The organism is Pseudomonas sp. H3_E04 (genome assembly GCF_054668915.1).
The window spans coordinates 3241292-3264746 of the sequence record NZ_CP162797.1; the positions used below are offsets into that span (position 1 = coordinate 3241292).

The following is a 23455-nucleotide window of genomic DNA, read 5'->3' on the forward strand; positions in this document are numbered from 1 at the left end:
CCAAACGCCCTGTCATAATCGCCTGATCCCGGCTAGTTCGAGCTCAAAGCCTACTTTCGATTTCCTCCCAGATGTACGCGTAGTTGTACTTCAACCAACGAACCAGCACTTTATCGAACTGGCGACGAAACCAGTTTCGCTCTCTAGCTGCCAGCCTTTCCTCAATCGATTCTCTGAGTATGTCGGGGTCGAAACCCGTCCATATCGGAGGCACAGGTGCAACGAGATTGGTAAAGCACACCGGCGCGACCTCTGAATAAAGAATTGAGTAAAGGATTTCAGGGTCGACACCTCTCACCTTATTCGCCAAATAATCATATTCCACGGGAAAATCATTGAATGGCTCGGAAAGAGCGGCTCTAACTTTTGTCAGTTGTGGCTCGGTCAGAAGATATCCCAATGTGTGAGCTCCTCTAACTCTTCATCCAATGAACTCGCTACCGCTTCGCCTGCAATACCACCGGCAGGCGAGCTGCGGGCAAACCATCGAAGAAAACGTCAGGCGAACCGGTCGCGATGGGGTTCGTTCCGTGCCCTGGAACAGGACAGCTGGAGGGATCGCTTTTACGGGCAGCTGGGTTAGCCATGAATGACTCCTGTCAAAAAAATCCTTTTCGAGAGATAAACCTATCACGAAATTCAGCCTGGACGGCCGCAACCGATCATTCAAAAAAGTGCTCGATCACCAGACCGCGCTACCTGTTGCTTCGGTTAACGCGGTTGGTTCTTCGCTGGCGTTTTCTACCTAGCCATCAACTCAGGTTTCAGAATGGGACGCGGATCCTCCCTACTCCTTGACTGCAAACATCCGCTCAGCAATCTCCCGCCCCCGCTCCACCCCTTCCTTCGTCAACCATATCGACTTGTTCCGGTTCACCGGATTACTGATCAAACCCTGTTCGTGCAAGCGGTTCATGATCTCGAAGTCATAGCCCTTCCACGCATTGCCGTCATCGGAGCTATAGGCTGCCAGGAGAGCAAGGACGGCGTCTTCGATCAGTTTCATGTCGTATTACATGATGTTCGCTCCGCTGATGTTCAGTTTTTGTAATCAAAGCGTCGTATCAAAGTGGATGTCAATGCTGCGCGAGCTTGAAAGTTTAGATGGCCGATTGCTGGTTGCCTCGCATGCGATGACCGCCCGTATAATCGCGCCCGCAAAATAGACTTCCGCTGGTACTTCGCACATCGGGCTCAAGCCCTTCACTTCATTGACAGACATCCCCATGGAAACCTCACTGGAAACCGTCGCCCTCTTCTCCCTCAAACTCGCCTACGAAGAAGAGGGGCTGAGCCCGATCCTGCGCGATGACATGGTCATGGGCGATTATCAGAAAGATGTTTTCGAGTTACTGGTGAAGCGCGGCGATGTCGAGTCCATTCAGTTCAAGATGAACGAATGCCTGAATCTGGCACTGGATGCTTTGGGCGGGATCGAAAAGCCGTTGGGGCGGGAGTTGCGCAAGTTGTCGGCGGAGTTGGCTCAGGCGCGATCGATGGAGCAACTGGGTCAGCCGCTCCTCGCGCTGAAGGGGTATTTGCGCGACATTCTTTGAGTGCCGCGCGGTGGGTAATTACAGCAGGTAACTGGAAATGTATTTGGAAATCTCCACCATCGAGGTCTTGCCGGTGAATTCGAATTTCACTTTGCCTAGCGACGAAAAGTAGATCTCGAGTTCCGAATCCAGATCGAAGGTGCCCGAAGTCTCCACGGAGTAGGCGACGATGTTTTTGTAGGGCAGTGAGGTGAAATCCTTTTTGCTGCCGGTGATGCCCTGGACGTTGACGGCGATGATGCGTTTGTTGGTGAAGACCACGCCGTCACGCATGGCTTTGTAGGAATCGATGACTTGTTCGCCTTCCAGTAGCAGCGCGGTGACGCGCTCGGCGTACTCATCGTTCTGCTTGAGTTTGAAGAAGCCTTTGTTGTTGAAGTCGATCATCTGTCCATCCTCTGAGTAAAAAACTCCCGGTAAAGCTTTGGCTCAATGACGCGCCCTTAATGCGAAAGTGGCGCGATGCCAGTATTTTGTTATCTTGCGCCCAAATCTTTCGAGAGGCACTGGCGCCTACCCGATCAAAGCGTTTTTCTGGAGTGGATTGCAATGGATGGGTGGCTTTTTGTACTAGCTCTGGTCGTAACGTGGGTATGGGTCGTAGGCGAACGAGGTGATTGGAACTTGGTGACAGCCAACCTCGCCGGGTGTTTCGCTGGTTGGGTTGTCGGCTTGGTAGTGAAAGCGGTGTACGAGGGTTTCGTGGGCGACACAAGCATGCAATCGTCGCCACACGTTGTGCGATCCCTGCTGATGGTGCTCAGCAGCCTTGGCGCGTTCGCCGGCGTTTGGATTTGGGTGATGCAACGCAAACGCCCCACGAGCAAGTTGACACGCCATATCATTGGCGCTGCTTTTGGCATTTTTGCTGGTTTCGATACGCTGATGCTGCTCACTCGGTTCATTCCTTTGAGTGCCTGATAGGGCGGACCAACAGGTTTGCTATCGTGCAGCCTTGTTGGAATGATTCGTGTGTCATCTAAAGAATTTCAAGGTTTAAGGAAAAGGATCAAATGGAGTTTCTGTATTTCCTGTTGTTTTTGCTCGTCTGGGGCCTCACGTGGCGCTGGGTGATGAAAAACCGCGGCAGCTGGAACCTGTTCTTTGGCACGTTCGCTGGTGTTCTGGCCGGGTTCATCGTCGCCCTAGTGGTACTGTCGATCACCCTCGCCTTATTCCCTCTGGCGCCGCGCTCCCCTGTGGAACCAACGCAAAGCGACGAGGCTGAAATCTCCTCTTCTTCCCCCGCGCCCGTTACACAAACCGTGTCCAGGTTGATGCCAGTGATCGCCTCCACACCGGATACCTCCGACAACCTTGTCGACTATGTCGCCAGCGCACCTCAGAACGAGCCCTCTCCGCCCGAGTCCGCGCTGTTGCCGAACTACAGCGAACGCCTGCCCTCTTCGCTGCTCGAAAGGGACTTCAAGGACATCATGGGCAATGACTTTGTCGTGTCGCGCCGGCTGGCGGGCAGCAATGCGAATGCGGACAGATCGTTGATGGCGTTCATGATGTGCGAGCCCTTCATAAAGCGCGCCATGCGTTTTGCAGCAGCGACTTCCGTCGCAGGTGCCGAGAGCGCCAGCAGCCATCGGTTCAAAGATCAGACTTACAGCATTAACGGCACCCTGACCGCTCGCAACATGTTGGGCGACGATGTCCCCTATGCCTACGATTGTTCAGTTCAGCAAGTGGACGGCAACAATCCTGACAAGGCCGCGTGGCGACTGATCGATCTGAAATTGAAGAAGGTCGATTCTTAAGGCTCGTTTAAGCGATCAAGGCGCCGGCTGCGCTATCATCGCCGGCCTGTGCGCCTTGAACTCTGCCTTCAATGTTTTCAACACCCGATGACCTTAACTCGCTGCCTCCTGTACTGGCCGGCCCGTTGCTGCGGCGGCTGGAGCCGACGCGCGTGGTGCTGTGGCTGGTGGCCTCGCGTGAACTGTCACTGACCTTGCGCCTGCAAGGTGTAGGAGATATTCCGCTCGATGCACAGAAATGCACGGTGATTGCCGTAGGCCGTCATGCCTTCGTGCACCTGATCGACGTTCAACTAGAAAGCGCCCTGCCCTGCGACACCCGTATCGACTACGACTTACTGATCGACGGCAGCCTCGGCATCGCTGAATGGGCGCCGCATCTGCTTTACGCCGGTGCCACCTGCGCGAACCTCGTCGTGCGTTCGCGGATAGACCAATTGCTCCACGGCTCCTGCCGCAAGCCGCATCATCCGGCAACCGACGGTTTGCTCTGCGTCGATCAATTGCTGGCCGACGAAACCGATGCGCAACAACGTCCAGCGCTGCTGATGATGAGCGGTGATCAGGTCTATGCCGACGACGTCGCCGGCCCGATGCTGCGGGCGATTCATGCCTTGATCGAGCGTCTGGGTCTGTTCGATGAGCACCTTGACGGTGCCGTGGTCAGCGACAGCGCCAAGCTCTACGAACACCCGGCCAGTTACTACCACCGCGCGGATTTGTTACCGGCGCTGGAGAGCAACGAGACCTTGCGCGAGCGATTTTTCGGTGGCGCGCGTAAGCCGATTTTCACCAGTAGCAGTGCTGACAATCATCTGGTGACGTTCGCCGAAGTCATGGCGATGTACATGCTGGTGTGGTCGCCGACGCCGTGGGCGCTGATCAATCCGAGCGCGCCGACGCTGACGCCGGAACGCCGCAAGCGCTACAACCTTGAACAGACGCGCATTGATGCCTTCAAGGCGGGCCTGGGCAACGTCGCCCGGGCGCTGGCGCATCTGCCGAGCCTGATGATTTTCGATGACCACGACATCACTGATGACTGGAATCTTTCTGCGCAGTGGGAGGAAACCGCCTACGGCCATCCGTTCTCCAAGCGCATCATTGGCAATGCTCTGATTGCTTATCTGTTGTGTCAGGGCTGGGGCAACAATCCGGACGCTTTCAAAGGAATGCTGGAGCAGACCGCACAACTGAGCGCCAGTGGTGACGACGGCTATCTGGACATGCCGGTGCAGGACGATCTGATTGATCAGTTGCTGCGTTTTCAGCAGTGGCATTTCGTGCTGCCGAGCACTCCGGCACTGGTGGTAATCGACACGCGCACTCGGCGCTGGCGCAGCGAGATGGCCCTCAAACAGCCGTCGGGCCTGCTCGATTGGGAAGCCTTGAGCGAACTGCAACAGGAACTGCTCGATCACCCATCGGCAATCATCGTTTCGCCGGCGCCAATCTTCGGCGTGAAGCTGATTGAAACCGTGCAGAAGGTGTTCAGCTGGTGCGGCTATCCGCTGCTGGTCGACGCGGAAAACTGGATGGCCCATCGCGGCGCGGCGCAGGTGATCCTGAACATTTTCCGACACTCGCGTACACCGGGGAACTACGTGGTGCTGTCCGGCGATGTGCATTATTCCTTCGTCTACGAAGTACTGATCCGCCACCGCAAGGCCGGTCCACGGATCTGGCAGATCACCAGCAGCGGCATCAAGAACGAATTCCCGCCAACGCTGCTGGAATGGTTCGACCGCCTCAACCGCTGGCTCTACTCCCCGCGCTCGCCATTGAACTGGTTCACCAAACGCCGCCTGATGCGCATCGTCCCGTATACGCCGGAACATGCCGAGGCCGGGGAACGGTTGTGGAATTCGGCAGGGATTGGACAGGTGTTTTTCAATGTACAGGGGCAGCCGAGCGAGATTATTCAGCACAACTCGAATGGGGCCGTGAAGACGAGGATGCTGGCGCCGGAGTTGAGGGATGAGCTGGATTGAGGCCAGACTCTGAGCATTGGTGGAGTGCCTGCAATGGGCACTCCACCTGCTGACAATTACCGCTGATAAGGATTACAAGCCTCTCGGAAACGTCTCCGAAGTGCTTGAGTGATACTGGGCGCAATCACAGTCGACCTCACTGTGTACCGACCACTCGCATGGCTACATCATGCAAACCACCACCTGCAGCAAAGCCACAGCCCACTTGGCCATATCGATGGACCAAGTGACCGATGATCGCGAACCGTTGCTGATTACCAAGCGCAGTGCCGAACCGGTTGTAATGATAGGTCTGGCTGATTATGAGTCACTTTTGCGGACGGCCAACTCACTGCACTTACCAGACACACCGCAGCAGCGATTACAACGATGGGGCTGACGACAACGCGCGCCCAACCCCTCTGACAATCATCCCCACCTCGCGCTCATCAATCGTCAGCGGCGGCAGCAACCTGATGGTCTTGCCACGAGTCACGTTGATCAACAAGCCATGATCCCGCGCGGCGATCAGCGTCAGGTCGCGCACCGGTTGTTTCAGTTCGATACCGATCATCAGGCCCTGCCCCCGGATTGCCAGCACATTCGGGTTGTCTGCCAATTCGGCGCGCAAGCGTTCCAGTAACCGTGCGCCCTGCACCCGCGCATTCGCCAGCAGGCCTTGTTCTTCGATGATGTCCAGCACCGTGCAGCCGACCCGGCAGGCCAGCGGATTGCCGCCGAAGGTGCTGCCATGGCTGCCCGGGGTGAACAGATCCGCCGCGCGGCCACGGGCCAGGCAGGCGCCGATCGGCACGCCATTGCCAAGGCCTTTGGCCAGGGTCATGACATCGGGCACGATGCCTTCGTGCTGAAAGGCGAACCACTGCCCGGTGCGGCCGATGCCGGTCTGGATTTCATCGAGCATCAGCAGCCACGCGTGGCGATTGCACAGGTCGCGCAGGGCCTTGAGATAACCCGGCGGTGCGACTTGTACGCCGCTTTCGCCCTGGATCGGTTCGACCAGAATCGCCACGATGCGCGCGCCGTGTTTGCGCTGTATTTGCTCCAGCGCCGGGAGATCGCCGAACGGCACTTTGACGAAATCTCCCGGCAGTTCGTTGAAGCCCAGGCGCACTGCCGGGCCATCGCTGGCGGACAGGGTGCCGAGGGTGCGGCCGTGAAACGCGTTGGCCATGACCACCACCAGCGGCTGCTCGATGCCTTTGCGCCAGCCGTACAGACGCGCCAGTTTCAGCGCCGTCTCGTTCGCTTCGGCGCCGGAGTTGTTGAAGAACGCGCGCTGCATCCCCGACAACGCCGTCAGGCGTGTGGCCAGTTGTTGCTGCCAGTCGATGCTGTACAGGTTGGAGGTGTGCAGCAGCAATCCCGCTTGCTCGCTGATCGCCGCGACGATGCGCGGATGCGAGTGGCCGACGTTGGTCACTGCCACACCGGCAACGGCATCCAGATATTCGCGCCCCGCCTGATCCCACAGGCGCGTGCCCAGGCCCTTGGTGAAACTCAGGGCCAGGGGTTGGTAGGTGTTCATCAGGGCGGCGGTCATGACGTGAAACTCCATTGCAGGTCGGTGTTTTTGCAGTATGGTTAGCCACCTGAGCTGGATAAACCCGGAAAAACTTCAATCATTTAAAAGCCGAGCTTGATAATGGATTTGTTTCAGTCGATGGGCGTTTACGTCAAAGTGGTCGAAGGCGGGAGCATGACCGCAGCCGCTTTGCAGTGCGACATGTCGACGACCATGGTCGGCAATCACCTGCGTGCGCTGGAGCAACGCCTCGGCGTGCAATTGCTGCAGCGCACCACCCGCCGCCAGCGGCTCACCGAGTTCGGCAGCGTCTATTACCAGCGCTGCCTGGACGTGCTCGGTCTGGTCGCCGACTCCGAACGCCTTGCCGAACAAGCCCTCGACGAGCCACGCGGCTTGCTGCGTATTGCCGCGCCGCTGACCTTCGGCGTCGAACGCCTGACCCCGGCGCTCAGCGAATACGCGTTGCTGTATCCGCAAGTGAAACTCGATGTGGTACTGACCAACGGCCGCCCGGACCTGCTGGAGAATGGCCTCGACGTCGCATTCCGGCTGGGCAGTTTCGATGAGTCTTCCAACCTCATCGCCCGCCCTTTGATCGACTACACCCTGACGGTCTGCGCCTCCCCCGAATACATCGCGCGGCGCGGCATGCCGCACACGCCACAGGACTTGCAGCAACACGACTGCCTGTCGTTCGCCTACCCGGCTGGGGATGACTGGCAATCGGTGGAAAAACGCTGGCGTCTGAGCGGCCCTGAGGGCGAAGTGCTCGTCGACGTGAGTGGCCCGCTGCTGATCAATAGCTCCGCCGGTCTGCACCAGGCGGCGCGCAACGGCATGGGCATCATGATGCTGCCCGACGCGCTGGTGGAGCAGGATCTGCGCGACGGCAAACTGGTCAGGGTAATGACGGACTACCAACCGCCGAGCAGGCCGATGCATCTGTTGTATGCGCAGGATCGCTATCGATTGCCGAAGCTGAGACGGTTTGTCGAGTTTGCGATGCGTACTTGGGGGAAACCCGCTGACGCCATGCTCGGAAAATAACGCACGCCGGGAAAAATCCCGACCACCAGACCGTTGCTCCGTGACAACGCCGCCCCGCTCCCCTAAATTAGTCGGCCTGAAAAAGACCTCGTGCTTTCTCGTCTCAACTCAAGTTAAAAAGTAGTGAAATTTCAATGTCCGATTTCAACACCGCTGAATCCGTAGTCACCCAGTCGTCCAAAGCGGAATACGAAAACTCCATCAATCTTTCACAACACCTGCCCCAAGCCAAAATCATCAGCGAGATGATCCTCGACGCGTTCCAGTCGACCCGCGAAAGCGACCAGATCCGCGAATTGCGTGCGGCGATCCGTCAGGCGCATGACAGCTTTGATGACGACAAGGCGTACGAGCTGATGGGCGAACTCAAGCGCCTGAAAGACGCCGAGGCAGCGGACATCGCCGCGCTGGAAGACCTGAGCAGCAAGTTCTCGATCGGGCGCATTCTGTCCAGCTTCAAGGACGATCCGGCGTTTCAGGAAATCGTTTATGGCCTGGCGCTTAAAGTGCTGAATCAGACCCATCAGGCGATCAGCAACCCGAGCGGCGGCAAGAGCAAGGCCGCAAAAAAGAAAGAAGTGGAAATCTTCACCATCAGCAAGGACGGCGCCAGCGTAACCCTGCCAATGCGCACGCCGCGTTCGCGTCTGAGCGTTGACCGTGAAGCGCTGGAATTCCTCGGTTTCACCTTTGTGGGTGAAGGCGATGAAGCCGAGCTGGAGAGCGAAACCTTCTTCGATAACGCCGGTACGGAACAGGCGGTGAACCGCAAGAACATCATCACCGCGCTGCAGCAGCAGACGGCGTTTGATGGTTACAGCATCGCGGCGCAGTAAGCTGCCAAGCGCTTGTGAAAAAGCCCCGCACTGAGCGATCAGGCGGGGCTTTTTGTTTGAGGCGGGGATAACCTCAAGCTGAAGGATGCAAAGCCGCAATCATGTCCACTTCAACCGCCGCATTCTTCGGCAACTGATACACGCCGATGGTCGTGCGCGTATGCCGTCCGGCATCGCCCAGCACATGGCTGAACACGTCCGAAGCGCCGTTGGCCACTTCGCTCAGGTCGACAAAGTCAGCAGTCGACTTCACATACACCGTGACCCGCAACAACGCGCGAATCTTGTCCAGCGAACCGACCGCATCGACGATCAGCGCCAGACAACGCATGGCGCTGATGCTCGCCGCTGCTTGTGCATCCTTGAGGTTCAATTCCAGCCCCACGCGACCGGGATAGAGGATCTTGCCATTGACCCGCGGCACCATGCCGCTGATGTAGAGCTCGTCGTGATGACGGATCAGCGGCGCGTAATTGCCACCGGCGGTGTTCTCGCCATAGATGTCGTAGTTGAGTTCTTCGGCCAGGGCGATAAAGCGCTCATCGCAGGTCATCCGTTCGGTCATTGCGCCCAGCCTTTTTGAGTTAAGCCAATTATCTAGCGAGTTGAAGGCCGCAACAGGATCGCGGACAAACCGCTGACATATTTGGATCCAAATCTAGGTCTTTTACCTGCTCTGCGCAACCACCCTTTACAGCGGCCGATTTCACAGTACTTCAGCTTTCAACCACACCAAAAATCAGTAGGACGGGCACTTCGCTACGATTGTCTCGTTCCGGCAGCGAACCTAAAGTTTGAGGGAACCGAATCAAGCAATTCAGCCCTCTGCCGGGCAACTTTAGCTACTTATTTGCAGTTATATAAAAATCTCACTATAACTATGAATAATTTCGTATGAGAGCGAGCTGTGGATAAGAATACTAACCCCTTCAATCCCGGAGCAGGAGTTTCCCCGCCGGAACTAGCAGGGCGATCAGAAGTACTGGAAACGGCAGACACCGCATTGGCGCGCACGAAGCGCGGCAAGCACGCCAAATCCCTGATGATATTGGGCCTGCGCGGTGTCGGAAAAACAGTGCTTCTGAATCAGATCAAAGATCGAGCTTTGGCATTGGGTTATCTCGCCGAAATGCAGGAGGCCCATGACGGTGCGGAGTTGAAACAGCTCCTGATTCCGGTGTTACGCCGAGTGCTGTTGCGTTTGGACCGAGTGCAGAACACGGTCGAGACGGTCAAAAGAGGGATACGCATACTTCGTAGCTTTATCGGCAATATCACTATCGCGGCGGGTGGGGCCGAAGTTACGCTGGGCGGAGACTCCGAAGCTGGCTATGCCGACAGTGGCAATCTGGAAGATGATCTTCGTGACGTTCTGATAGCAACAGCGGAGGCCGCGAGGGACGCAGGCATACCAGTCGCCATTCTGATTGACGAATTACAGTATCTTTCAAAAGATGAGCTTGGCGCGCTTATTCGCGGCATCCACGCAGTCAATCAGGCAGCTCTCCCTCTGATTCTTTTTGGCGCGGGTCTTCCGCAGCTGGCGGGGCAAGCAGGCGATGCCAAAAGTTATGCGGAGCGACTATTCGAATTTCCTCGTCTGGGCGCTCTCTTAGAGATAGATGCCTGGAAAGCCTTACGTGATCCTGTTGAAGAAGAAGGCGCCAGTATCTCTGACGATGCATTGCGTGAGATTTTTGAAAAAACCCACGGCTATCCCTATTTTTTGCAGGAGTGGGGCTATACCGCTTGGAACATTGCCAAAGTACAGACCATAACCGAGGCCGATGCGCAGGCAGCGACAGAGGAAAGCATCCGTAAACTTGACGAGTCTTTTTTCAGGGTCCGCTTTGATCGGACCACGCCGGCTGAAAGGGACTACATGCGTTGCCTTGCCGAGCTGGGAGAAGGACCGCAACGCTCTGCTGACGTTGCTAAAGCGCTGGGGCGAAACGCTACGAGCCTGGGCCCCGTACGCGATAGCCTGATCAAAAAGGGCATGATCTACAGTCCGGAATACGCACTGATAGCATTTACCGTTCCGCTGTTCGATGAATTCATGAGGCGTGTGACTGCCTCACCACTTGCTTAGACGTCGCATTAGCTCACACACCCATCAAGCCGCCGCCACAAGCTGTTGGGCCCGGGGAGCAGGCAAATCGGCACACTCCAGGCCAACCAACAAAAAACCCCGCACATCTCTCAATGTGCGGGGTTTTTCCTGAAGCTTGCAAACCTTACGGCGCGTACGTCAGCAACAGCTCTGTCGGCACCTTGAAGTCCAGGGACATCATGACGCTCAACGCAGTGATGGTGAAGATCGAGAACACGAACAGCTTGCGTGCCCAGACGGTGTCATCGACTGCCTTGTAGCCGGTCCAGGCCATGTACAGCCAGTACATGCCCATGGCGGCGGCGACGGCGAGGTAGCTCATGCCGGCGTAGCCGCTGAAGGTCAGCATCAAGGTCGCCACGAGGAACGCCAGGATGTAGAGCAGGATGTGCTTCTTCGCCACTTGAATGCCGCGTTTCACTGGCAGCACCGGAATCGATGCGGCCAGGTAATCATTGAAACGGAAAATCGCGATGGCGTAGGAATGCGGCATCTGCCACAGGCTGAACATCACCAGCAGGGTCAGTGCGGCCATGTCGAAGCTGTTGGTCACGGCAACGTAACCGATCACTGGCGGCATGGCGCCCGACAGACTGCCCACCAGCGTGCCGTGAACCGACTTGCGCTTGAGGTACAGGCTGTAGAAGCCGACGTAGATGATGAAGCCGATTACTGCGAACAAGGCAGCCAACGGGTTGGCCACTTTGTACAACAAGGCAACGCCGAGAACACCCAGAATGGTCGCGTAAACCAAGGCCAGTTTCAGGGAGATGAGACCCTGGACCAGCACACGGTTCTTGGTGCGTTCCATCTTCAGGTCGATGTCGCGGTCGATGCAGTTGTTGAACACGCAACCGGAGGCCACGACCAGGGAAGTACCGATCATGGCGGCCAGAAACACCGCCAGATCGACATGCCCTTTCGAGGCCAGGAAGAACCCGCCTGCCACAGAAAGCACGTTACCGAAAATGATCCCCGGTTTGGTGATTTGGATAAAGTGCTTGAGCGACATCGGGTCTACCTCACTTCGCCATCATGTACGTGTGGATGCTGAACATGATCCACAGCGACAGGCCAACCAGCAGCACGATCACGATCGCCGTAAAGACGAATGCGATCACGTTGTTACGCTGTGCAATGGAACGGTCCAGGTGCAGGAAGTAATACAGGTGAACGATCACCTGAATCACGGCGAACAGCAGAACGATTGCCAGCGTCGTCGACTTCGGCAGGGTCGGGTACATCACCAGACCGAACGGAATGACGGTCAGGATTACCGACAGGATGAAGCCGATGGCGTACGACTTGACGCTGCCGTGGCCAGCATCGTGGCTGTCATGGGAGTGTGCATTAGCCATTACAGAGTCCCCATCAGGTAAACAACGGTGAAGACGCAGATCCAGACCACGTCCAGGAAGTGCCAGAACAGGCTCAGGCAGCTCAGACGAGTCTTGTTGGTCGACGTCAGGCCATGCTTGTTGACCTGATACATCATGACGCCCATCCAGATCAGACCGGCCGAAACGTGCAGACCGTGGGTACCGACCAGGGTGAAGAACGCCGACAGGAAGCCCGAACGGCTAGGACCGAAGCCCTCGGAGATCAGCAGGTGGAACTCGTTGATCTCCATGGCGATGAAGCCCGCGCCGAGCAGGAAGGTCATGAACAACCAGCCCAGGACCGCCTGCTTCTTGCCCTTGTACAACGCCAGCATGGCGAAGCCGTAGGTGATCGAACTGAACAGCAGCAGAGCGGTTTCGCCCAGCACGTATGGCAGTTCGAAGATGTCGTGGCCCGACGGGCCACCGGCAACGTTGTTTACCAGTACTGCGTACACCGCGAAGATCGACGCAAACAGAATGCAGTCGGTCATCAGGTAGAGCCAGAAACCGTATACGGTCATCTCGCCCGAGTCGTGGTGATGGTCATCGTGCCCATGGTCACCATGGGCGTGTCCAACATTGGTCACTAAGTTCGACATGGTTTAAGCCTGTTCCAACGAGGTTTCAACACGGGTGGCATTGGCCGGGATTTTCCCTGCCGCGACCAGACGCTTGTGCTGCTCGGCTTCGATACGCTCGATCGTTTCAACCGGAACCATATAGCCCTGGTCGTCACGTGCAGCGTGGATCACGAAGTAAACGACGGTGCCCACCAGGCTCGCGATCGCCAGCCACCAGATGTGCCAGATCATCGCGAAACCGAAGACGGTCAACAGCGCGCCCATCACCACGCCAGTGGCGGTGTTGTTCGGCATGTGGATCGGCTCGTACTTGGCCGGACGCTGGTACGCAGTACCGTTTTCCTTGGCTTCGGTGAACGGGTCGATGCAGTCAGCCTTAGGCAGCACAGCGAAGTTGTAGAACGGTGGTGGCGACGAGGTCGACCATTCCAGGGTGTGTGCATTCCACGGGTCACCGTGATCGCAAACGTTCTCTGGCTTGTTGCGGTCACGCACACTGACGTACAGCTGGATCAGTTGGCAGGCGATACCGACAGCGATCATCACCGCACCGAACATGGCAACGTACAGGTACGGTACCCACTCAGGGTTGGTGGTGGCGTTCAGACGACGGGTCATGCCCATGAAGCCCAGTGCATAGAGCGGCATGAACGCGACGAAGAAGCCCGAGATCCAGAACCAGAACGCTGCTTTACCCCAGCCTTCGTGCAGCTTGAAGCCGAACGCTTTCGGGAAGTAGAACGCGAAGCCAGCGATGTAACCGAATACCGCACCGCCGATGATCACGTTGTGGAAGTGCGCGATCACGAACAGGCTGTTGTGCAGCACGAAGTCAGCACCCGGGATGGCCAGCAGTACGCCGGTCATGCCGCCGATGGCGAAGGTCACCATGAAGCCCAGAGTCCACATTACCTGGCTGGTGAAGCGCAGACGGCCCTGGTAAATGGTGAACAGCCAGTTGAACAGCTTCACACCCGTCGGGATGGAAATCAGCATCGTCGCCAGACCGAAGAAGGCGTTGACGCTTGCACCCGAACCCATGGTGAAGAAGTGGTGCAGCCAGACCATGAAGCCCAGTACCGAGATCGCGCCCGAAGCGTAGATCATCGAGTGGTGGCCGAACAGTTTCTTGCCGGTGAACGCCGAGATCACTTCCGAGAAGATGCCGAATGCCGGCAGGATCAGGATGTAAACCTCAGGGTGGCCCCACGCCCAGAACAGGTTGACGTACATCATCGGATTGCCACCAAGTTCATTGGTGAAAATGTGGAAATCCATGTAACGGTCAAGGGTCAGCAGTGCCAGGGTAGCGGTCAGGATCGGGAACGAAGCCACGATCAGAACGTTTGCCCAGGTGCAGGTCCAGGTGAAGATCGGCATGTCCATCAGTTTCATGCCAGGGGTACGCATTTTCAGTACGGTCGCGAGGAAGTTGACCCCGGTTAACGTCGTACCCAATCCAGATAGCTGCAGCGCCCAGATGTAGTAATCCATACCCACGCCAGGACTGTATTGCAGACCCGACAGCGGCGGATACGCAACCCAACCGGTCTTGGCGAACTCGCCGACACCCAGCGACAGGTTGATCAGCACAACGCCGGACACCAGCAGCCAGAAGCTCAGGGAGTTCAGGAACGGGAACGCAACGTCACGCGCGCCGATCTGCAGCGGCACTGCAAGGTTCATCAGGCCGGTGAAGAATGGCATCGCCATGAAGATGATCATGATCACACCGTGAGCGGTGAAGATCTGGTCATAGTGTTCAGGTGGCAGGTAGCCAGGCGAACCCTCGGTGGCCATGGCCAGCTGGGTACGCATCATGATCGCGTCGGCAAAGCCGCGCAGCAGCATGACCATGGCGACGATGATGTACATCACGCCGATTTTCTTGTGGTCGACCGAAGTCAGCCACTCGGTCCACAGGTACGTCCACTTCTTGAAGTAAGTGATCGCAGCGAACAGCGCCAGACCACCGAGGGCGATCATGGCGATGGTCACCATCACGATCGGCTCGTGGAATGGGACTGCTTCCCAACTTAATTTACCAAACATCGTTTACTCCTCTGCCCCGGCAGCTGAATGCGAACCCGCGTCAATATCCGTGGCCGCCACTTCTTTCTCTTTCTTCTCGTGCTTCAGCGGCTTGCCCGGCTTCATACCTTCGTACTTGTCGACGATGATCTGGAACTGGTTCGGCGTGACCGACGAGTAGAGTTCGACTGGGTTGTTCTGGCTCGGTTTGGCCAGGGCCGCGTATTCAGCCTGATCAAGCTGTTTAGGCGACTTCTTGACTTCACTTACCCAGGCGTCGAAATCTTCCTGAGTGGTGGAGATAGCCTTGAATTTCATACCGGTGAAACCGGCGCCGCTGTAGTTGGCGGAGATACCGTCCATTTCAGCGTTGCGGTCGGCGATCAGGTGCAGCTTGGTCTGCATGCCCGCCATCGCGTAGATCTGACCGCCCAGGCCCGGGATGAAGAACGAGTTCATCACGGCATCGGAGGTGATCTTGAAGTTGATTGGCGTGTGCGCCGGGAACACGATCTTGTTGACCGTGGCAATGCCTTGTTCCGGGTAGATGAACAACCACTTCCAGTCCAGCGCGACGACTTCGATGGTCACCGGCTTGACGTCAGACTCGATCGGACGATACGGGTCCAGCTCGTGAGTCGAGATGTAAGTGATGTAGCCCAGGGCGATGATGATCAGCACCGGGATGGTCCATACGGCCACTTCGATCTTGGTCGAGTGCGACCACTTCGGCGTGTAGACGGCGTTCTTGTTCGAAGCGCGGTACTTCCAGGCAAACAGGAAGGTCATGACGATGACCGGCACGACGACCAACAACATCAGCAGCGTGGCGGTGATGATCAGGTTGCGCTGTTCCAGGCCGACCTGGCCCGTTGGATTGAGCAAGGTCATGTTGCAGCCTCCCAGCAACAACGTGCCGAGCAGCGGCACTAGGCCTAGTAATCTGGGGTACCTGTTTTTACTCATCTCACGACCTCTAAAGCAGCTTGCGCAATGCAGTTGGGTTTTGATCGCCAACACTTCACCCTGCCAAGGGTTGGCATTTTCTTTGGATTGAATAAGGGCCGCCCGTCGCGCGTTACACGCTCGACAAAACCTTGGGACAGCGTTCAGTTCTTATTCGAATTCGTGGTCAAAGGCCTTGTTACAGACCAATTCCATTTGGTGCGGAAAATTGGAAAGGCACCGACACCAGGGTGTCTCGAAAGCCTCGCGGCTCGCTCGACACCCGACCTCCTGATCAGTTCCTTGATAAAGGCTGAACAGCGCCGGGAATTCAGTGCGGGCGATTGTAGATAGGTAGCGCCCTATACACCATGTCTTATCCCGAAATAATTTTTATCACTCAGAGCAACAATCCATCGCCATTTTTGCAAAAGTTGCGCAGGTTATCGAAAGCGCTTCTCAACAAAACCGGCAAAATCTGCAGGTGTAACCGCCTCAAATCAGACAGCTCTGCAAGCCCTGTACAGCCGCCTGCTCGGCGCAAAGCCCGATGTTCCAAGGGCTTCGGCCAATTGCCGACACCTGTTAAAACTGCCTGATCTGGCACATCCGTTCTGAAGCCCGAAAACGTTTAAACTGGCCAATGTTTTTATGTAACAGGCGACCAATCCGCCGCTTCGCCAGCCTCTGCGACAGCCCGCGTGTGACAACATGTCGCACACTTGCCGCACACTTCATTGCCGTTCGTCACGGTGTTTTCACAAATGCCCTGAAATGCAAAACGCCCCGATTTTCAGCAACGAAAATCGGGGCGTTTTGTTTATCGGCAGGTCTGCCGAGAAGTTGACTCAGTGCAGCGCTTTTCGATTACGCGAAGTCAACAGAGGCACCAGAATGACCACCAGCACGAACGCCACCAGCGCCCATTGCGCCAGCGACAGACCGAGGATCGGCGGATACGGCGTCGAGCAGAAACCGTCCACCTGGAAGCCCAGCGGGAAAATCTTCGCCAGCGGCAGATCATCGACAATCGGCTGCAGCACATCGACGCCACAACTCACCGCCGGATAGAACTGCGTATAGACGTGGTGCCCGGCCACCGCGACCCCGGCGAGCGCACAGATCACCACCAGTGTCTCGAACACGGTGATGCTGCGACGGCTGCGCATGCCCGCACCGATGAAGGCGAACAGTGCAATCAGCAACAGTGCATAGCGCTGCAGGATGCACAGCGGGCACGGTGCCTCGCCCAATACGACCTGCATGTACAACGCACCGCCGATCAACGCCAGGCAGATGATCCCCAGCAGCACCAGATAGCGCCGCTCACGTCCCAACCGCATCGTTTCCTCGCTCATTGCCTTTCCCTTGTAAGTCCATGGTCCAGCCGGCCGGCGACTGAAATTGTCGCAAGTCTACACCGGGGCAATAAACGATAGAGCGGTTAAGGAATGATTAACCAACAAAGCTTTGCGGCGCGCAGAAGATTCGCGAGCAGGCTCGCTCCCACAATGGATCTGCGTCGGACACAAGTCCTGTGGGAGCGGGCTTGCCCGCGATGAAAGCGACTCGGTCTCAGATCATTCCAGAGCAGAAGCCGGCCCGAAGAATTCGTAGCGGCTCTGTTTCTCCGGTACGCCCAACGCTTTCAGGTGCCGCTTGATCGCGCCCATGAACCCTTTCGGCCCGAGGAAATACGCATCGACGTCACGCTGCGCCGGCAGCCACTCGCCGAGCAATTCTTCGCTGAGCATACCGACCCTGTCCGCCGCTGGGCTCACGCCGTCTTCTTCGGCGTAGCAATAGAAGCGCTTGAGTTGCGGATGACGCGCCGCCAGCCCATCGACCCAGTCACGGAACGCATGGACGCTGCCATTGCGCGCGCAGTGGATAAAGTGCACCGGACGTTCGGTCGCCAGCGCGGCTTCCAGCATCGCCAGCGTCGGGGTGATGCCGACGCCGCCACTGATCAGCACCAGCGGCTTGTCGCTGGCCGCCAGGGTGAATTCGCCCGACGGCGGGAACAGCTGAATGCTCGAGCCGACGTGCAGTTGATCATGCAGATAGTTGGACGCGCGACCATTCGGTTCACGCTTGACGCTGATGCGGTACTGACCGTTATTGGCCAGTGCCGACAGCGAATAGTTGCGGCGGATTTCTTCGCCGTCGAGGATCAGCTTCATGCCGATGTACTGACCCGGTTCGGCCGCAAGTATTGGCCCTTTGTCTGCCGGTTCGAAATAGAACGAGGTGATTTCGGCGCTCTCCTGCACTTTCGCCGCAACGATGAATTCCCGCGCACCGCGCCAGCCGCCGGCGGCTTGTTCCTTCTGGTCATAGATCGCGGTTTCCGCGCCGATCAGGATGTCGGCCAGTTGCCCGTACGCAGCGCCCCACGCACTCATCACCTCAGGCGTGGCGATCTCTTCGCCGAGCACTTCGGAAATGGCGCGCAGCAGGCAGCTGCCGACGATCGGGTAGTGTTCCGGCAGAATCTGCAGGGCGACGTGTTTGTTGATGATCTTCGCCACCAGATCGCCCAACTGGTCGAGCTGATCGATGTGCCGCGCGTACATCAGCACGCCGTTGGCCAAGGCACGGGGCTGATCGCCACTGGCCTGATGCGCCTGGTTGAACAGTGGCCGCACCTGCGGGTATTCGGAAAGCATCATGCGGTAGAAATGTGTGATCAACGCCTCGCCGCCGCTTTCCAGCAGAGGCACGGTGGATTTGACGATGGCACGATCCTGGACGCTAAGCATAAGGTGACTCCTGCGCTTTCTTGAAAGATTGCATTAGGGATATCAGCTTTCGTGCCAACAAATTAATCCTTTAGATTCAATAGCTTGAAATCTGCATAGTCATTTCGACACAAATGGACGTATAGTCATCGCGACTACACCTTGTCTCTTTGACTACAAAAAATCATGTCCGCCAAATCCTTGCTTACCGCTCTGTTGCCTCTGGTCGCCGACCTGTCCCGCGAACTGCCCGAAGGGGAGCGCTATCGGCGGCTGCTCGAAGCCATGCGCGCCTTGTTGCCCTGCGATGCTGCGGCGTTGTTGCGGCTGGATGGCGAATCATTGGTACCGCTGGCGGTGGATGGCTTGAGTACCGATACCCTCGGCCGGCGCTTCAAGGTCAGCGAGCATCCGCGTTTCGAAATCCTGCTGGCCGGCGCCGGGCCGACGCGCTTTGCCGCCGACAGCGACTTGCCCGATCCTTATGACGGATTGGTCGATGGTCTCGACGATCATCTTGAAGTTCACGACTGCCTCGGCTGTCCTTTATTTGTCGATGAAAAACTCTGGGGGCTGATCACCCTCGATGCGCTCGACCCCGAACGTTTCGAGCCGATCGAACTTGATGCCCTGCAAGCCTTCGCCAGCCTCGCCTCGGCCACGGTCAACGCCGCCGAACGCATCGAACGGCTGGCCACTCGTGCCGAAGACGAGCATCAGCGCGCCGAGGTTTACCGTCAGGCCAGCGGTCAGCAGAACCGCGAAATGATCGGCCAGAGCAAAGCGCACAAACGTCTGGTGGAAGAAATCAATCTGGTCGGCGGCAGTGATCTGACTGTTCTTATCACCGGCGAAACCGGCGTCGGCAAAGAGCTGGTGGCCCAAGCCATCCACGCTGCCTCCGCGCGCGCCGACAAACCGATCATCAGCCTCAACTGCGCTGCCCTCCCCGACACGCTGGTGGAAAGCGAACTGTTCGGCCACGTGCGCGGCGCCTTCACCGGCGCCACCAGCGACCGTCGCGGCAAGTTTGAATTGGCCAATGGCGGCACGCTGTTCCTTGATGAAGTCGGCGAGCTGTCGCTGACGGTCCAGGCCAAGTTGTTGCGCGTATTGCAGAGCGGTCAGTTGCAGCGCCTGGGCTCGGACCAGGAGCATCAGGTCGATGTGCGTCTGATTGCGGCGACCAATCGCGATCTGGCCGAGGAAGTGCGCAGCGGTCGCTATCGTGCCGACTTCTATCACCGTTTGAGCGTGTATCCGCTGCGGGTGCCGGCGCTGCGCGATCGTGGGCGTGATGTGTTGTTGCTCAGCGGCTTCTTTCTCGAGCAGAACCGCTCGCGCATGGGCTTGAACAGCCTGCGCTTGAACAGTGATGCGCAGGAGGCGCTGCTCGCTTACACCTGGCCGGGCAATGTCCGGGAGCTGGAGCATTTGATCGGGCGCAGTGCGCTCAAGGCGCTGGGTAATTGCAAGGTGCGGCCGAAGATTTTGAGTTTGAGCGCGGCCGATCTGGATTTGCCCCGTGAGGTTGTGGATAACGTGGCTGCGCCTGCCAATGCAGACCTGGCGAATGTGATGCCGATGATCGGTGGTGACTTGCGCAATGCCACCGACGAGTTTCAGCGGCGGTTGATCAGCGCAGTGCTGGAGCGTCATCAGAATAACTGGGCGAGTGCGGCTCGGGAGTTGGCGGTGGACCGGGCGAATCTTGGGCGGATGGCCAAGCGCCTGGGGATGAAAAGCTGAAGTGCCAATAGCCTAAAGCCCATCCCATTCAAGCCGATAACCCGGCATCAAAGGTTTCTGGCGATTTCCACTCTCGCCCATCCACAGAAGGTTCTTATGTCCTCCACCAAAGCCCGCGCAGATTCACTTTCGCTTCTGCTGTTTACCTTGCGCAGCGGCAAGCTGATGGCGATCAACCTGCTGAAAGTCAGTGAAATCATCCCCTGCCCGCCGCTGACCAAGCTGCCGGAGTCGCACCCGCACGTCAAAGGCATCGCCTCGCTGCGCGGTGCATCGCTGTCGGTGATCGATCTCAGCCGCGCGATCGGCGAACGGCCGCTGGAAGATCCCAACGGTGGCTGCCTGATCGTCACCGATGTCAGCCGTTCCAAGCAGGGTCTGCATGTGCAAGCGGTGAGCAAGATCGTTCATTGCCTGACCACCGACATCAAGCCGCCACCGTTCGGCTCCGGCGGCTCACGCGCCTACATCACCGGCGTGACCTCGGTGGACGGCACGCTGGTGCAGGTGCTGGACATCGAAAAAGTCATCCACAGCATCGCCCCGGCGCAGATCGAGATGGCGCCGACCGACCTGACCATGGAAGACGCCGAAGTACTCGGCAACGCGCGCATTCTGGTGGTCGATGACAGCCAGGTGGCGCTGCAGCAATCGGTGCACACCCTGCGCAACCTCGGCCTGCAATGCCACACCGCGCGCAGTGCCAAGGAAGCCATCGACTGTCTGCTCGATCTGCAGGGCACGGCGCAGCAGATCAACCTGATCGTCTCCGACATCGAAATGTCCGAGATGGACGGCTACGCCTTCACCCGCACCCTGCGCGAGACCCCGGACTTCGCTCATTTGTACGTCTTGCTGCACACCTCGCTCGACAGTGCGATGAACAGCGAGAAGGCGCGGCTGGCCGGTGCCAATGCGGTGTTGACCAAGTTTTCCTCGCCGGAACTGACCCAACGTCTGATCGAAGCGGCCAAGCACGTTGCGGCCAACGGGCACTGAATCTTGGCCGAAGCGTTTTGCTTTCTGCTGCGGCGCGACTTGAGTGAAGCGGTGCCGGAGGCGCAATGGCCGGCCGGGATCGAGCTGTCCGTCTACCGCGAGGAACTGGCACCGGCAGTGCATCAGTTGATGCAGCTCGGACAGCTGGAAGGTGGCGGTCGAGTACCGCCGCTCGAGGAATGGCAGCAGCGGTTTGCCAGCAATCCTGAATACGATCCCTCGTTGTGTTTCGTAGCCTTCGATTCCGAGGGCGTGGTCGGCGTGGCGCAGTGCTGGACCAGTGCGTATATCAAGAACCTGGTGGTACACCGGCGAATGCGGGGCCGGGGGCTTGGGCGGGCGTTGTTGCTGCATGCCTTCAGCGCCTTTCAACAGCGGCGCGAGGGGTTTGTCGATTTGAAGGTTCTGGAGGACAACCGGCCGGCGCGGCGTTTGTATGAGAGTGTCGGGATGTATGTGGTCCGCCGGGAATTGGTGCCGGACTGATCAAAGTCAAAAGATCGCAGCCTCCGGCAGCTCCTACAGGAAACCGCATATCCATGTAGGAGCTGCCGAAGGGTGCGATCTTTTTGCGGTGTCCCAGGCAACAAATCTCTTTAGACAGACTCCAACCTTGGCCACCCAGAACCAAGGACGCCCACCGTGAGAATCCTCACCGCAAGCTTGCTCAGCCTCACCGCCCTGGCTTCCCAGGCCCACGCCTCCAGCCCCGACGCCTGGGCCGCGTACGACAAAACCGTGCTCGCCAGTTGCACCAAGGCCAGCGGTCTGAAAAACGTTAAACCGGTCGGCACCCCCGCGCAATTCGATGACCGCGTCGGTTACACCGCCGTTCTGCTACAAGGCCAATACCCGCAAAAACACATGAAGGGCCAGCAAGGCAGCGAGCTGTGTCTGTACAACAAACAGTCGAAAACCTCGTTCGTCACCGAGTGGGATTCGATTCGCCCGGCCACGAAAACCCACTGAGTGGCGCAGTCCTTGCTTCGATCCGGTACTGTGCGATGGTTTTCCGCCGTCGTTTCACGCCCTGATTGAAGAAAGATCGCTCAATGAATACGAGGTTTTCCTGCGTAGGTTGCGGCAAGTGCTGCACCGACCACCATGTCCCGTTGACGCTGGCCGAAGCCCGTATGTGGGCGGCCGATGGCGGTCAGGTGATCGTGCTGGTCGAGGCGTTTCTCGGCAATGGTCTGGGCCTGCCGGCGCAGCAACGTGAACATGCCGAGCGCCGTTCTGCGGTGGTCCGCAGTGGCACGACCAATGCTCATGTGGCGATCACCTTCGCCGCTTACAACGTCGGCCCCTGCCGGAATCTTGACGACGACAAGCGCTGCCGGATCTACGAGCGCCGTCCGCTGGTCTGCCGGATTTACCCGGCGGAAATCAATCCGCACATCCCGCTCAACCCGGCTGCCAAGGATTGCCCGCCGGAATCCTGGGAACAGGGGCCGGAGCTGATTGTGGGGGGTGAGTTGGTTGATCGGGAACTGGTTGAGCTGATCCAGCGTTCGCGTCAGGCGGACCGGGATGACATCAAGCTCAAGGACGCAATCTGCGCAATGCTAGGGATTCGCACCACAGCGCTCAAGGGTGACGGGTTTACCGCGTATTTGCCGAACATGGATGCATTTGCGAAGGTGATCGACCAAGTGAGCGCGCAACCGCTGGCGGCGCAAGCCAGTGAATGGCTGTTTCATTTGTCTGGCGATGATGTCGCCGGACAGGTACTGGCGGCGGGTGGGCAGGTAGTGACCGAACCAGCGCAGACTTATGCGTTCATTTCATTGCGCGCGGCTTGATCTGATATTTGTGCTGTAGCGGATGTCGCTTTCGCGAGCAGGCTCGCTCCCACATTGGATCTGCGCCAAACACAAAACCTGTGGGAGCGAGCCTGCTCGCGAAGAGGCCAGCACAAGCACCATCACTTTCCGATGTCAGCGCTTGCCCATCGACCGACGCGTGCCCGGCGGCGCCATGCCCGGGGTCTTGGTGTGGCCATTCTTCGCGCCATTCTTGTACCACGGCTGATTCGAGCCTTTCGCCGAGGCCAGTTCGCCCGGTTTGAACGGGAACTTGAACGCCGGGATCTCGGCCTTGGTTTCGCTGGTGTCAGCCACTTCAGCCGGGACGTCGCTCACAGCGTCGTCAACCGGCGGTTGGGTCGGGGAAGTCATAAAAGCTCCGGGA

At 58.0% G+C, this 23455-nt stretch carries 26 protein-coding genes and 1 pseudogene; 13 read left to right on the forward strand and 14 right to left on the reverse strand.

The features are described from left to right. Positions 1 to 43 precede the first annotated feature (43 nt). The 3 genes and pseudogenes from AB4N53_RS14490 to AB4N53_RS14500 all read right to left on the reverse strand — a co-directional run bounded on the left by AB4N53_RS14490 (position 44) and on the right by AB4N53_RS14500 (position 1006). Positions 44 to 400: a DUF7079 family protein gene (locus tag AB4N53_RS14490; protein ID WP_460121297.1), complete on the reverse strand. Its 357-nt coding sequence runs from the start codon at positions 398 to 400 to the stop codon at positions 44 to 46. Positions 401 to 467: 67 nt separating this feature from the next. After that, positions 468 to 587 (reverse strand): annotated as a pseudogene (locus AB4N53_RS14495) (PAAR domain-containing protein); the annotation flags it as partial. A 200-nt stretch (positions 588 to 787) separates the two neighbouring features. Then, positions 788 to 1006 (reverse strand): DUF6429 family protein, encoded by a 219-nt coding sequence (locus tag AB4N53_RS14500; protein WP_460121299.1) that lies wholly within the window; start codon positions 1004 to 1006, stop codon positions 788 to 790. Between the two features lie 220 nt (positions 1007 to 1226). Here AB4N53_RS14500 and AB4N53_RS14505 point away from each other — a divergent pair, with 220 nt between their 5' ends. Further along, positions 1227 to 1556 carry a hypothetical protein gene (locus AB4N53_RS14505; protein ID WP_460121301.1) on the forward strand — a complete coding sequence of 110 codons (330 nt, stop codon included), beginning with the start codon at positions 1227 to 1229 and terminating at the stop codon, positions 1554 to 1556. An 18-nt stretch (positions 1557 to 1574) separates the two neighbouring features. On the opposite strand, the gene AB4N53_RS14510 is transcribed toward AB4N53_RS14505, so the two are convergent. Beyond that, positions 1575 to 1943 carry a PH domain-containing protein gene (locus AB4N53_RS14510; RefSeq protein ID WP_039761415.1) on the reverse strand — a complete coding sequence of 123 codons (369 nt, stop codon included), beginning with the start codon at positions 1941 to 1943 and terminating at the stop codon, positions 1575 to 1577. Between the two features lie 237 nt (positions 1944 to 2180). Between AB4N53_RS14510 and AB4N53_RS14515 the strand changes: the two genes are divergently transcribed. From AB4N53_RS14515 to AB4N53_RS14530, 4 genes are all read left to right on the forward strand, one after another. After that, entirely contained in the window at positions 2181 to 2477 is a 297-nt protein-coding gene (locus AB4N53_RS14515) for a hypothetical protein (protein WP_460121304.1), read from the forward strand. Between the two features lie 92 nt (positions 2478 to 2569). Further along, positions 2570 to 3322 carry a hypothetical protein gene (locus AB4N53_RS14520; protein ID WP_460121306.1) on the forward strand — a complete coding sequence of 251 codons (753 nt, stop codon included), beginning with the start codon at positions 2570 to 2572 and terminating at the stop codon, positions 3320 to 3322. Between the two features lie 71 nt (positions 3323 to 3393). After that, positions 3394 to 5313, forward strand: a complete 1920-nt coding sequence (locus AB4N53_RS14525) for an alkaline phosphatase D family protein (RefSeq protein WP_460121308.1) — start codon at positions 3394 to 3396, stop codon at positions 5311 to 5313. Positions 5314 to 5530: 217 nt separating this feature from the next. Continuing rightward, entirely contained in the window at positions 5531 to 5692 is a 162-nt protein-coding gene (locus AB4N53_RS14530) for a type II toxin-antitoxin system Phd/YefM family antitoxin (protein WP_460145136.1), read from the forward strand. On the opposite strand, the gene AB4N53_RS14535 is transcribed toward AB4N53_RS14530, so the two are convergent. Continuing rightward, positions 5675 to 6856 (reverse strand): acetylornithine/succinylornithine family transaminase, encoded by a 1182-nt coding sequence (locus tag AB4N53_RS14535; protein ID WP_460121312.1) that lies wholly within the window; start codon positions 6854 to 6856, stop codon positions 5675 to 5677. The two genes, AB4N53_RS14530 and AB4N53_RS14535, sit on opposite strands and share 18 nt — an antisense overlap. Positions 6857 to 6958: 102 nt before the next feature. Between AB4N53_RS14535 and AB4N53_RS14540 the strand changes: the two genes are divergently transcribed. Both AB4N53_RS14540 and AB4N53_RS14545 read left to right on the forward strand, forming a co-directional pair. Continuing rightward, positions 6959 to 7888: a LysR family transcriptional regulator gene (locus AB4N53_RS14540; protein ID WP_460121314.1), complete on the forward strand. Its 930-nt coding sequence runs from the start codon at positions 6959 to 6961 to the stop codon at positions 7886 to 7888. A gap of 134 nt (positions 7889 to 8022) precedes the next feature. Beyond that, positions 8023 to 8724 carry a hypothetical protein gene (locus AB4N53_RS14545; RefSeq protein ID WP_460121316.1) on the forward strand — a complete coding sequence of 234 codons (702 nt, stop codon included), beginning with the start codon at positions 8023 to 8025 and terminating at the stop codon, positions 8722 to 8724. Positions 8725 to 8797: 73 nt separating this feature from the next. On the opposite strand, the gene AB4N53_RS14550 is transcribed toward AB4N53_RS14545, so the two are convergent. Continuing rightward, positions 8798 to 9289: a RidA family protein gene (locus tag AB4N53_RS14550; protein ID WP_341638846.1), complete on the reverse strand. Its 492-nt coding sequence runs from the start codon at positions 9287 to 9289 to the stop codon at positions 8798 to 8800. Positions 9290 to 9631: 342 nt separating this feature from the next. On the opposite strand from AB4N53_RS14550, the gene AB4N53_RS14555 reads away from it, so the two are divergent. After that, positions 9632 to 10816 (forward strand): AAA family ATPase, encoded by a 1185-nt coding sequence (locus AB4N53_RS14555; protein WP_460121318.1) that lies wholly within the window; start codon positions 9632 to 9634, stop codon positions 10814 to 10816. Between the two features lie 145 nt (positions 10817 to 10961). Here AB4N53_RS14555 and cyoE read toward each other — a convergent pair whose 3' ends face one another. The 7 genes from cyoE to hmpA form a co-directional block, all read right to left on the reverse strand. Beyond that, on the reverse strand, positions 10962 to 11849 hold the full coding sequence (gene cyoE, locus AB4N53_RS14560; RefSeq protein WP_016773305.1) for a heme o synthase: 888 nt from the start codon (positions 11847 to 11849) through the stop codon (positions 10962 to 10964). Positions 11850 to 11859: 10 nt separating this feature from the next. Next, positions 11860 to 12195 (reverse strand): cytochrome o ubiquinol oxidase subunit IV, encoded by a 336-nt coding sequence (gene cyoD / locus AB4N53_RS14565; RefSeq protein WP_011335842.1) that lies wholly within the window; start codon positions 12193 to 12195, stop codon positions 11860 to 11862. Continuing rightward, complete coding sequence (gene cyoC, locus AB4N53_RS14570; RefSeq protein ID WP_101161990.1) at positions 12195 to 12818, reverse strand: cytochrome o ubiquinol oxidase subunit III; 624 nt, start codon at positions 12816 to 12818, stop codon at positions 12195 to 12197. The genes cyoD and cyoC overlap by 1 nt, the downstream gene beginning before the upstream one ends. Before the next feature lie 3 nt (positions 12819 to 12821). Then, entirely contained in the window at positions 12822 to 14852 is a 2031-nt protein-coding gene (cyoB, locus tag AB4N53_RS14575; protein WP_041479948.1) for a cytochrome o ubiquinol oxidase subunit I, read from the reverse strand. Positions 14853 to 14855: 3 nt separating this feature from the next. Continuing rightward, positions 14856 to 15797 (reverse strand): ubiquinol oxidase subunit II, encoded by a 942-nt coding sequence (gene cyoA, locus AB4N53_RS14580; protein WP_024014231.1) that lies wholly within the window; start codon positions 15795 to 15797, stop codon positions 14856 to 14858. Between the two features lie 827 nt (positions 15798 to 16624). Continuing rightward, the gene (locus tag AB4N53_RS14585; RefSeq protein ID WP_460121322.1) at positions 16625 to 17134 is read right to left on the reverse strand and encodes a disulfide bond formation protein B; all 510 of its coding nucleotides are present in this window, start codon (positions 17132 to 17134) and stop codon (positions 16625 to 16627) included. 222 nt (positions 17135 to 17356) lie between these two features. Continuing rightward, the gene (hmpA, locus tag AB4N53_RS14590; RefSeq protein WP_460121324.1) at positions 17357 to 18538 is read right to left on the reverse strand and encodes an NO-inducible flavohemoprotein; all 1182 of its coding nucleotides are present in this window, start codon (positions 18536 to 18538) and stop codon (positions 17357 to 17359) included. 165 nt (positions 18539 to 18703) lie between these two features. Here hmpA and norR point away from each other — a divergent pair, with 165 nt between their 5' ends. From norR to AB4N53_RS14615, 5 genes are all read left to right on the forward strand, one after another. Beyond that, positions 18704 to 20266, forward strand: coding sequence for a nitric oxide reductase transcriptional regulator NorR (gene norR / locus AB4N53_RS14595; RefSeq protein ID WP_460121326.1), 1563 nt, complete (start codon positions 18704 to 18706; stop codon positions 20264 to 20266). Between the two features lie 96 nt (positions 20267 to 20362). Further along, on the forward strand, positions 20363 to 21265 hold the full coding sequence (locus AB4N53_RS14600) for a chemotaxis protein CheV (RefSeq protein ID WP_016773296.1): 903 nt from the start codon (positions 20363 to 20365) through the stop codon (positions 21263 to 21265). 3 nt (positions 21266 to 21268) lie between these two features. Next, the gene (locus tag AB4N53_RS14605) at positions 21269 to 21751 is read left to right on the forward strand and encodes a GNAT family N-acetyltransferase (RefSeq protein WP_460121328.1); all 483 of its coding nucleotides are present in this window, start codon (positions 21269 to 21271) and stop codon (positions 21749 to 21751) included. Between the two features lie 156 nt (positions 21752 to 21907). Next, positions 21908 to 22234: a hypothetical protein gene (locus AB4N53_RS14610; RefSeq protein ID WP_460121330.1), complete on the forward strand. Its 327-nt coding sequence runs from the start codon at positions 21908 to 21910 to the stop codon at positions 22232 to 22234. 83 nt (positions 22235 to 22317) lie between these two features. Further along, complete coding sequence (locus AB4N53_RS14615; RefSeq protein ID WP_460121332.1) at positions 22318 to 23067, forward strand: YkgJ family cysteine cluster protein; 750 nt, start codon at positions 22318 to 22320, stop codon at positions 23065 to 23067. Positions 23068 to 23202: 135 nt separating this feature from the next. Here the strand turns inward: AB4N53_RS14615 and AB4N53_RS14620 are convergent, their stop codons facing one another. Next, entirely contained in the window at positions 23203 to 23442 is a 240-nt protein-coding gene (locus AB4N53_RS14620) for a hypothetical protein (protein WP_039761398.1), read from the reverse strand. Positions 23443 to 23455: the final 13 nt, after the last annotated feature.

Bases quoted from the DNA above. Each gene is read 5' to 3' on its own strand.
- AB4N53_RS14525 (WP_460121308.1), top strand. From the start codon at position 3,394: ATGTTTTCAACACCCGATGACCTTAACTCGCTGCCTCCTGTACTGGCC.
- AB4N53_RS14510 (WP_039761415.1), bottom strand. From the start codon at position 1,943: ATGATCGACTTCAACAACAAAGGCTTCTTCAAACTCAAGCAGAACGAT.
- AB4N53_RS14540 (WP_460121314.1), top strand. From the start codon at position 6,959: ATGGATTTGTTTCAGTCGATGGGCGTTTACGTCAAAGTGGTCGAAGGC.
- AB4N53_RS14620 (WP_039761398.1), bottom strand. From the start codon at position 23,442: ATGACTTCCCCGACCCAACCGCCGGTTGACGACGCTGTGAGCGACGTC.
- AB4N53_RS14615 (WP_460121332.1), top strand. From the start codon at position 22,318: ATGAATACGAGGTTTTCCTGCGTAGGTTGCGGCAAGTGCTGCACCGAC.
- hmpA (WP_460121324.1), bottom strand. From the start codon at position 18,538: ATGCTTAGCGTCCAGGATCGTGCCATCGTCAAATCCACCGTGCCTCTG.
- AB4N53_RS14505 (WP_460121301.1), top strand. From the start codon at position 1,227: ATGGAAACCTCACTGGAAACCGTCGCCCTCTTCTCCCTCAAACTCGCC.
- AB4N53_RS14585 (WP_460121322.1), bottom strand. From the start codon at position 17,134: ATGAGCGAGGAAACGATGCGGTTGGGACGTGAGCGGCGCTATCTGGTG.
- cyoA (WP_024014231.1), bottom strand. From the start codon at position 15,797: ATGAGTAAAAACAGGTACCCCAGATTACTAGGCCTAGTGCCGCTGCTC.
- cyoE (WP_016773305.1), bottom strand. From the start codon at position 11,849: ATGTCGCTCAAGCACTTTATCCAAATCACCAAACCGGGGATCATTTTC.
- AB4N53_RS14520 (WP_460121306.1), top strand. From the start codon at position 2,570: ATGGAGTTTCTGTATTTCCTGTTGTTTTTGCTCGTCTGGGGCCTCACG.
- AB4N53_RS14550 (WP_341638846.1), bottom strand. From the start codon at position 9,289: ATGACCGAACGGATGACCTGCGATGAGCGCTTTATCGCCCTGGCCGAA.
- AB4N53_RS14535 (WP_460121312.1), bottom strand. From the start codon at position 6,856: ATGACCGCCGCCCTGATGAACACCTACCAACCCCTGGCCCTGAGTTTC.
- AB4N53_RS14530 (WP_460145136.1), top strand. From the start codon at position 5,531: ATGGACCAAGTGACCGATGATCGCGAACCGTTGCTGATTACCAAGCGC.
- norR (WP_460121326.1), top strand. From the start codon at position 18,704: ATGTCCGCCAAATCCTTGCTTACCGCTCTGTTGCCTCTGGTCGCCGAC.
- AB4N53_RS14600 (WP_016773296.1), top strand. From the start codon at position 20,363: ATGTCCTCCACCAAAGCCCGCGCAGATTCACTTTCGCTTCTGCTGTTT.
- cyoC (WP_101161990.1), bottom strand. From the start codon at position 12,818: ATGTCGAACTTAGTGACCAATGTTGGACACGCCCATGGTGACCATGGG.
- cyoB (WP_041479948.1), bottom strand. From the start codon at position 14,852: ATGTTTGGTAAATTAAGTTGGGAAGCAGTCCCATTCCACGAGCCGATC.
- AB4N53_RS14545 (WP_460121316.1), top strand. From the start codon at position 8,023: ATGTCCGATTTCAACACCGCTGAATCCGTAGTCACCCAGTCGTCCAAA.
- cyoD (WP_011335842.1), bottom strand. From the start codon at position 12,195: ATGGCTAATGCACACTCCCATGACAGCCACGATGCTGGCCACGGCAGC.
- AB4N53_RS14500 (WP_460121299.1), bottom strand. From the start codon at position 1,006: ATGAAACTGATCGAAGACGCCGTCCTTGCTCTCCTGGCAGCCTATAGC.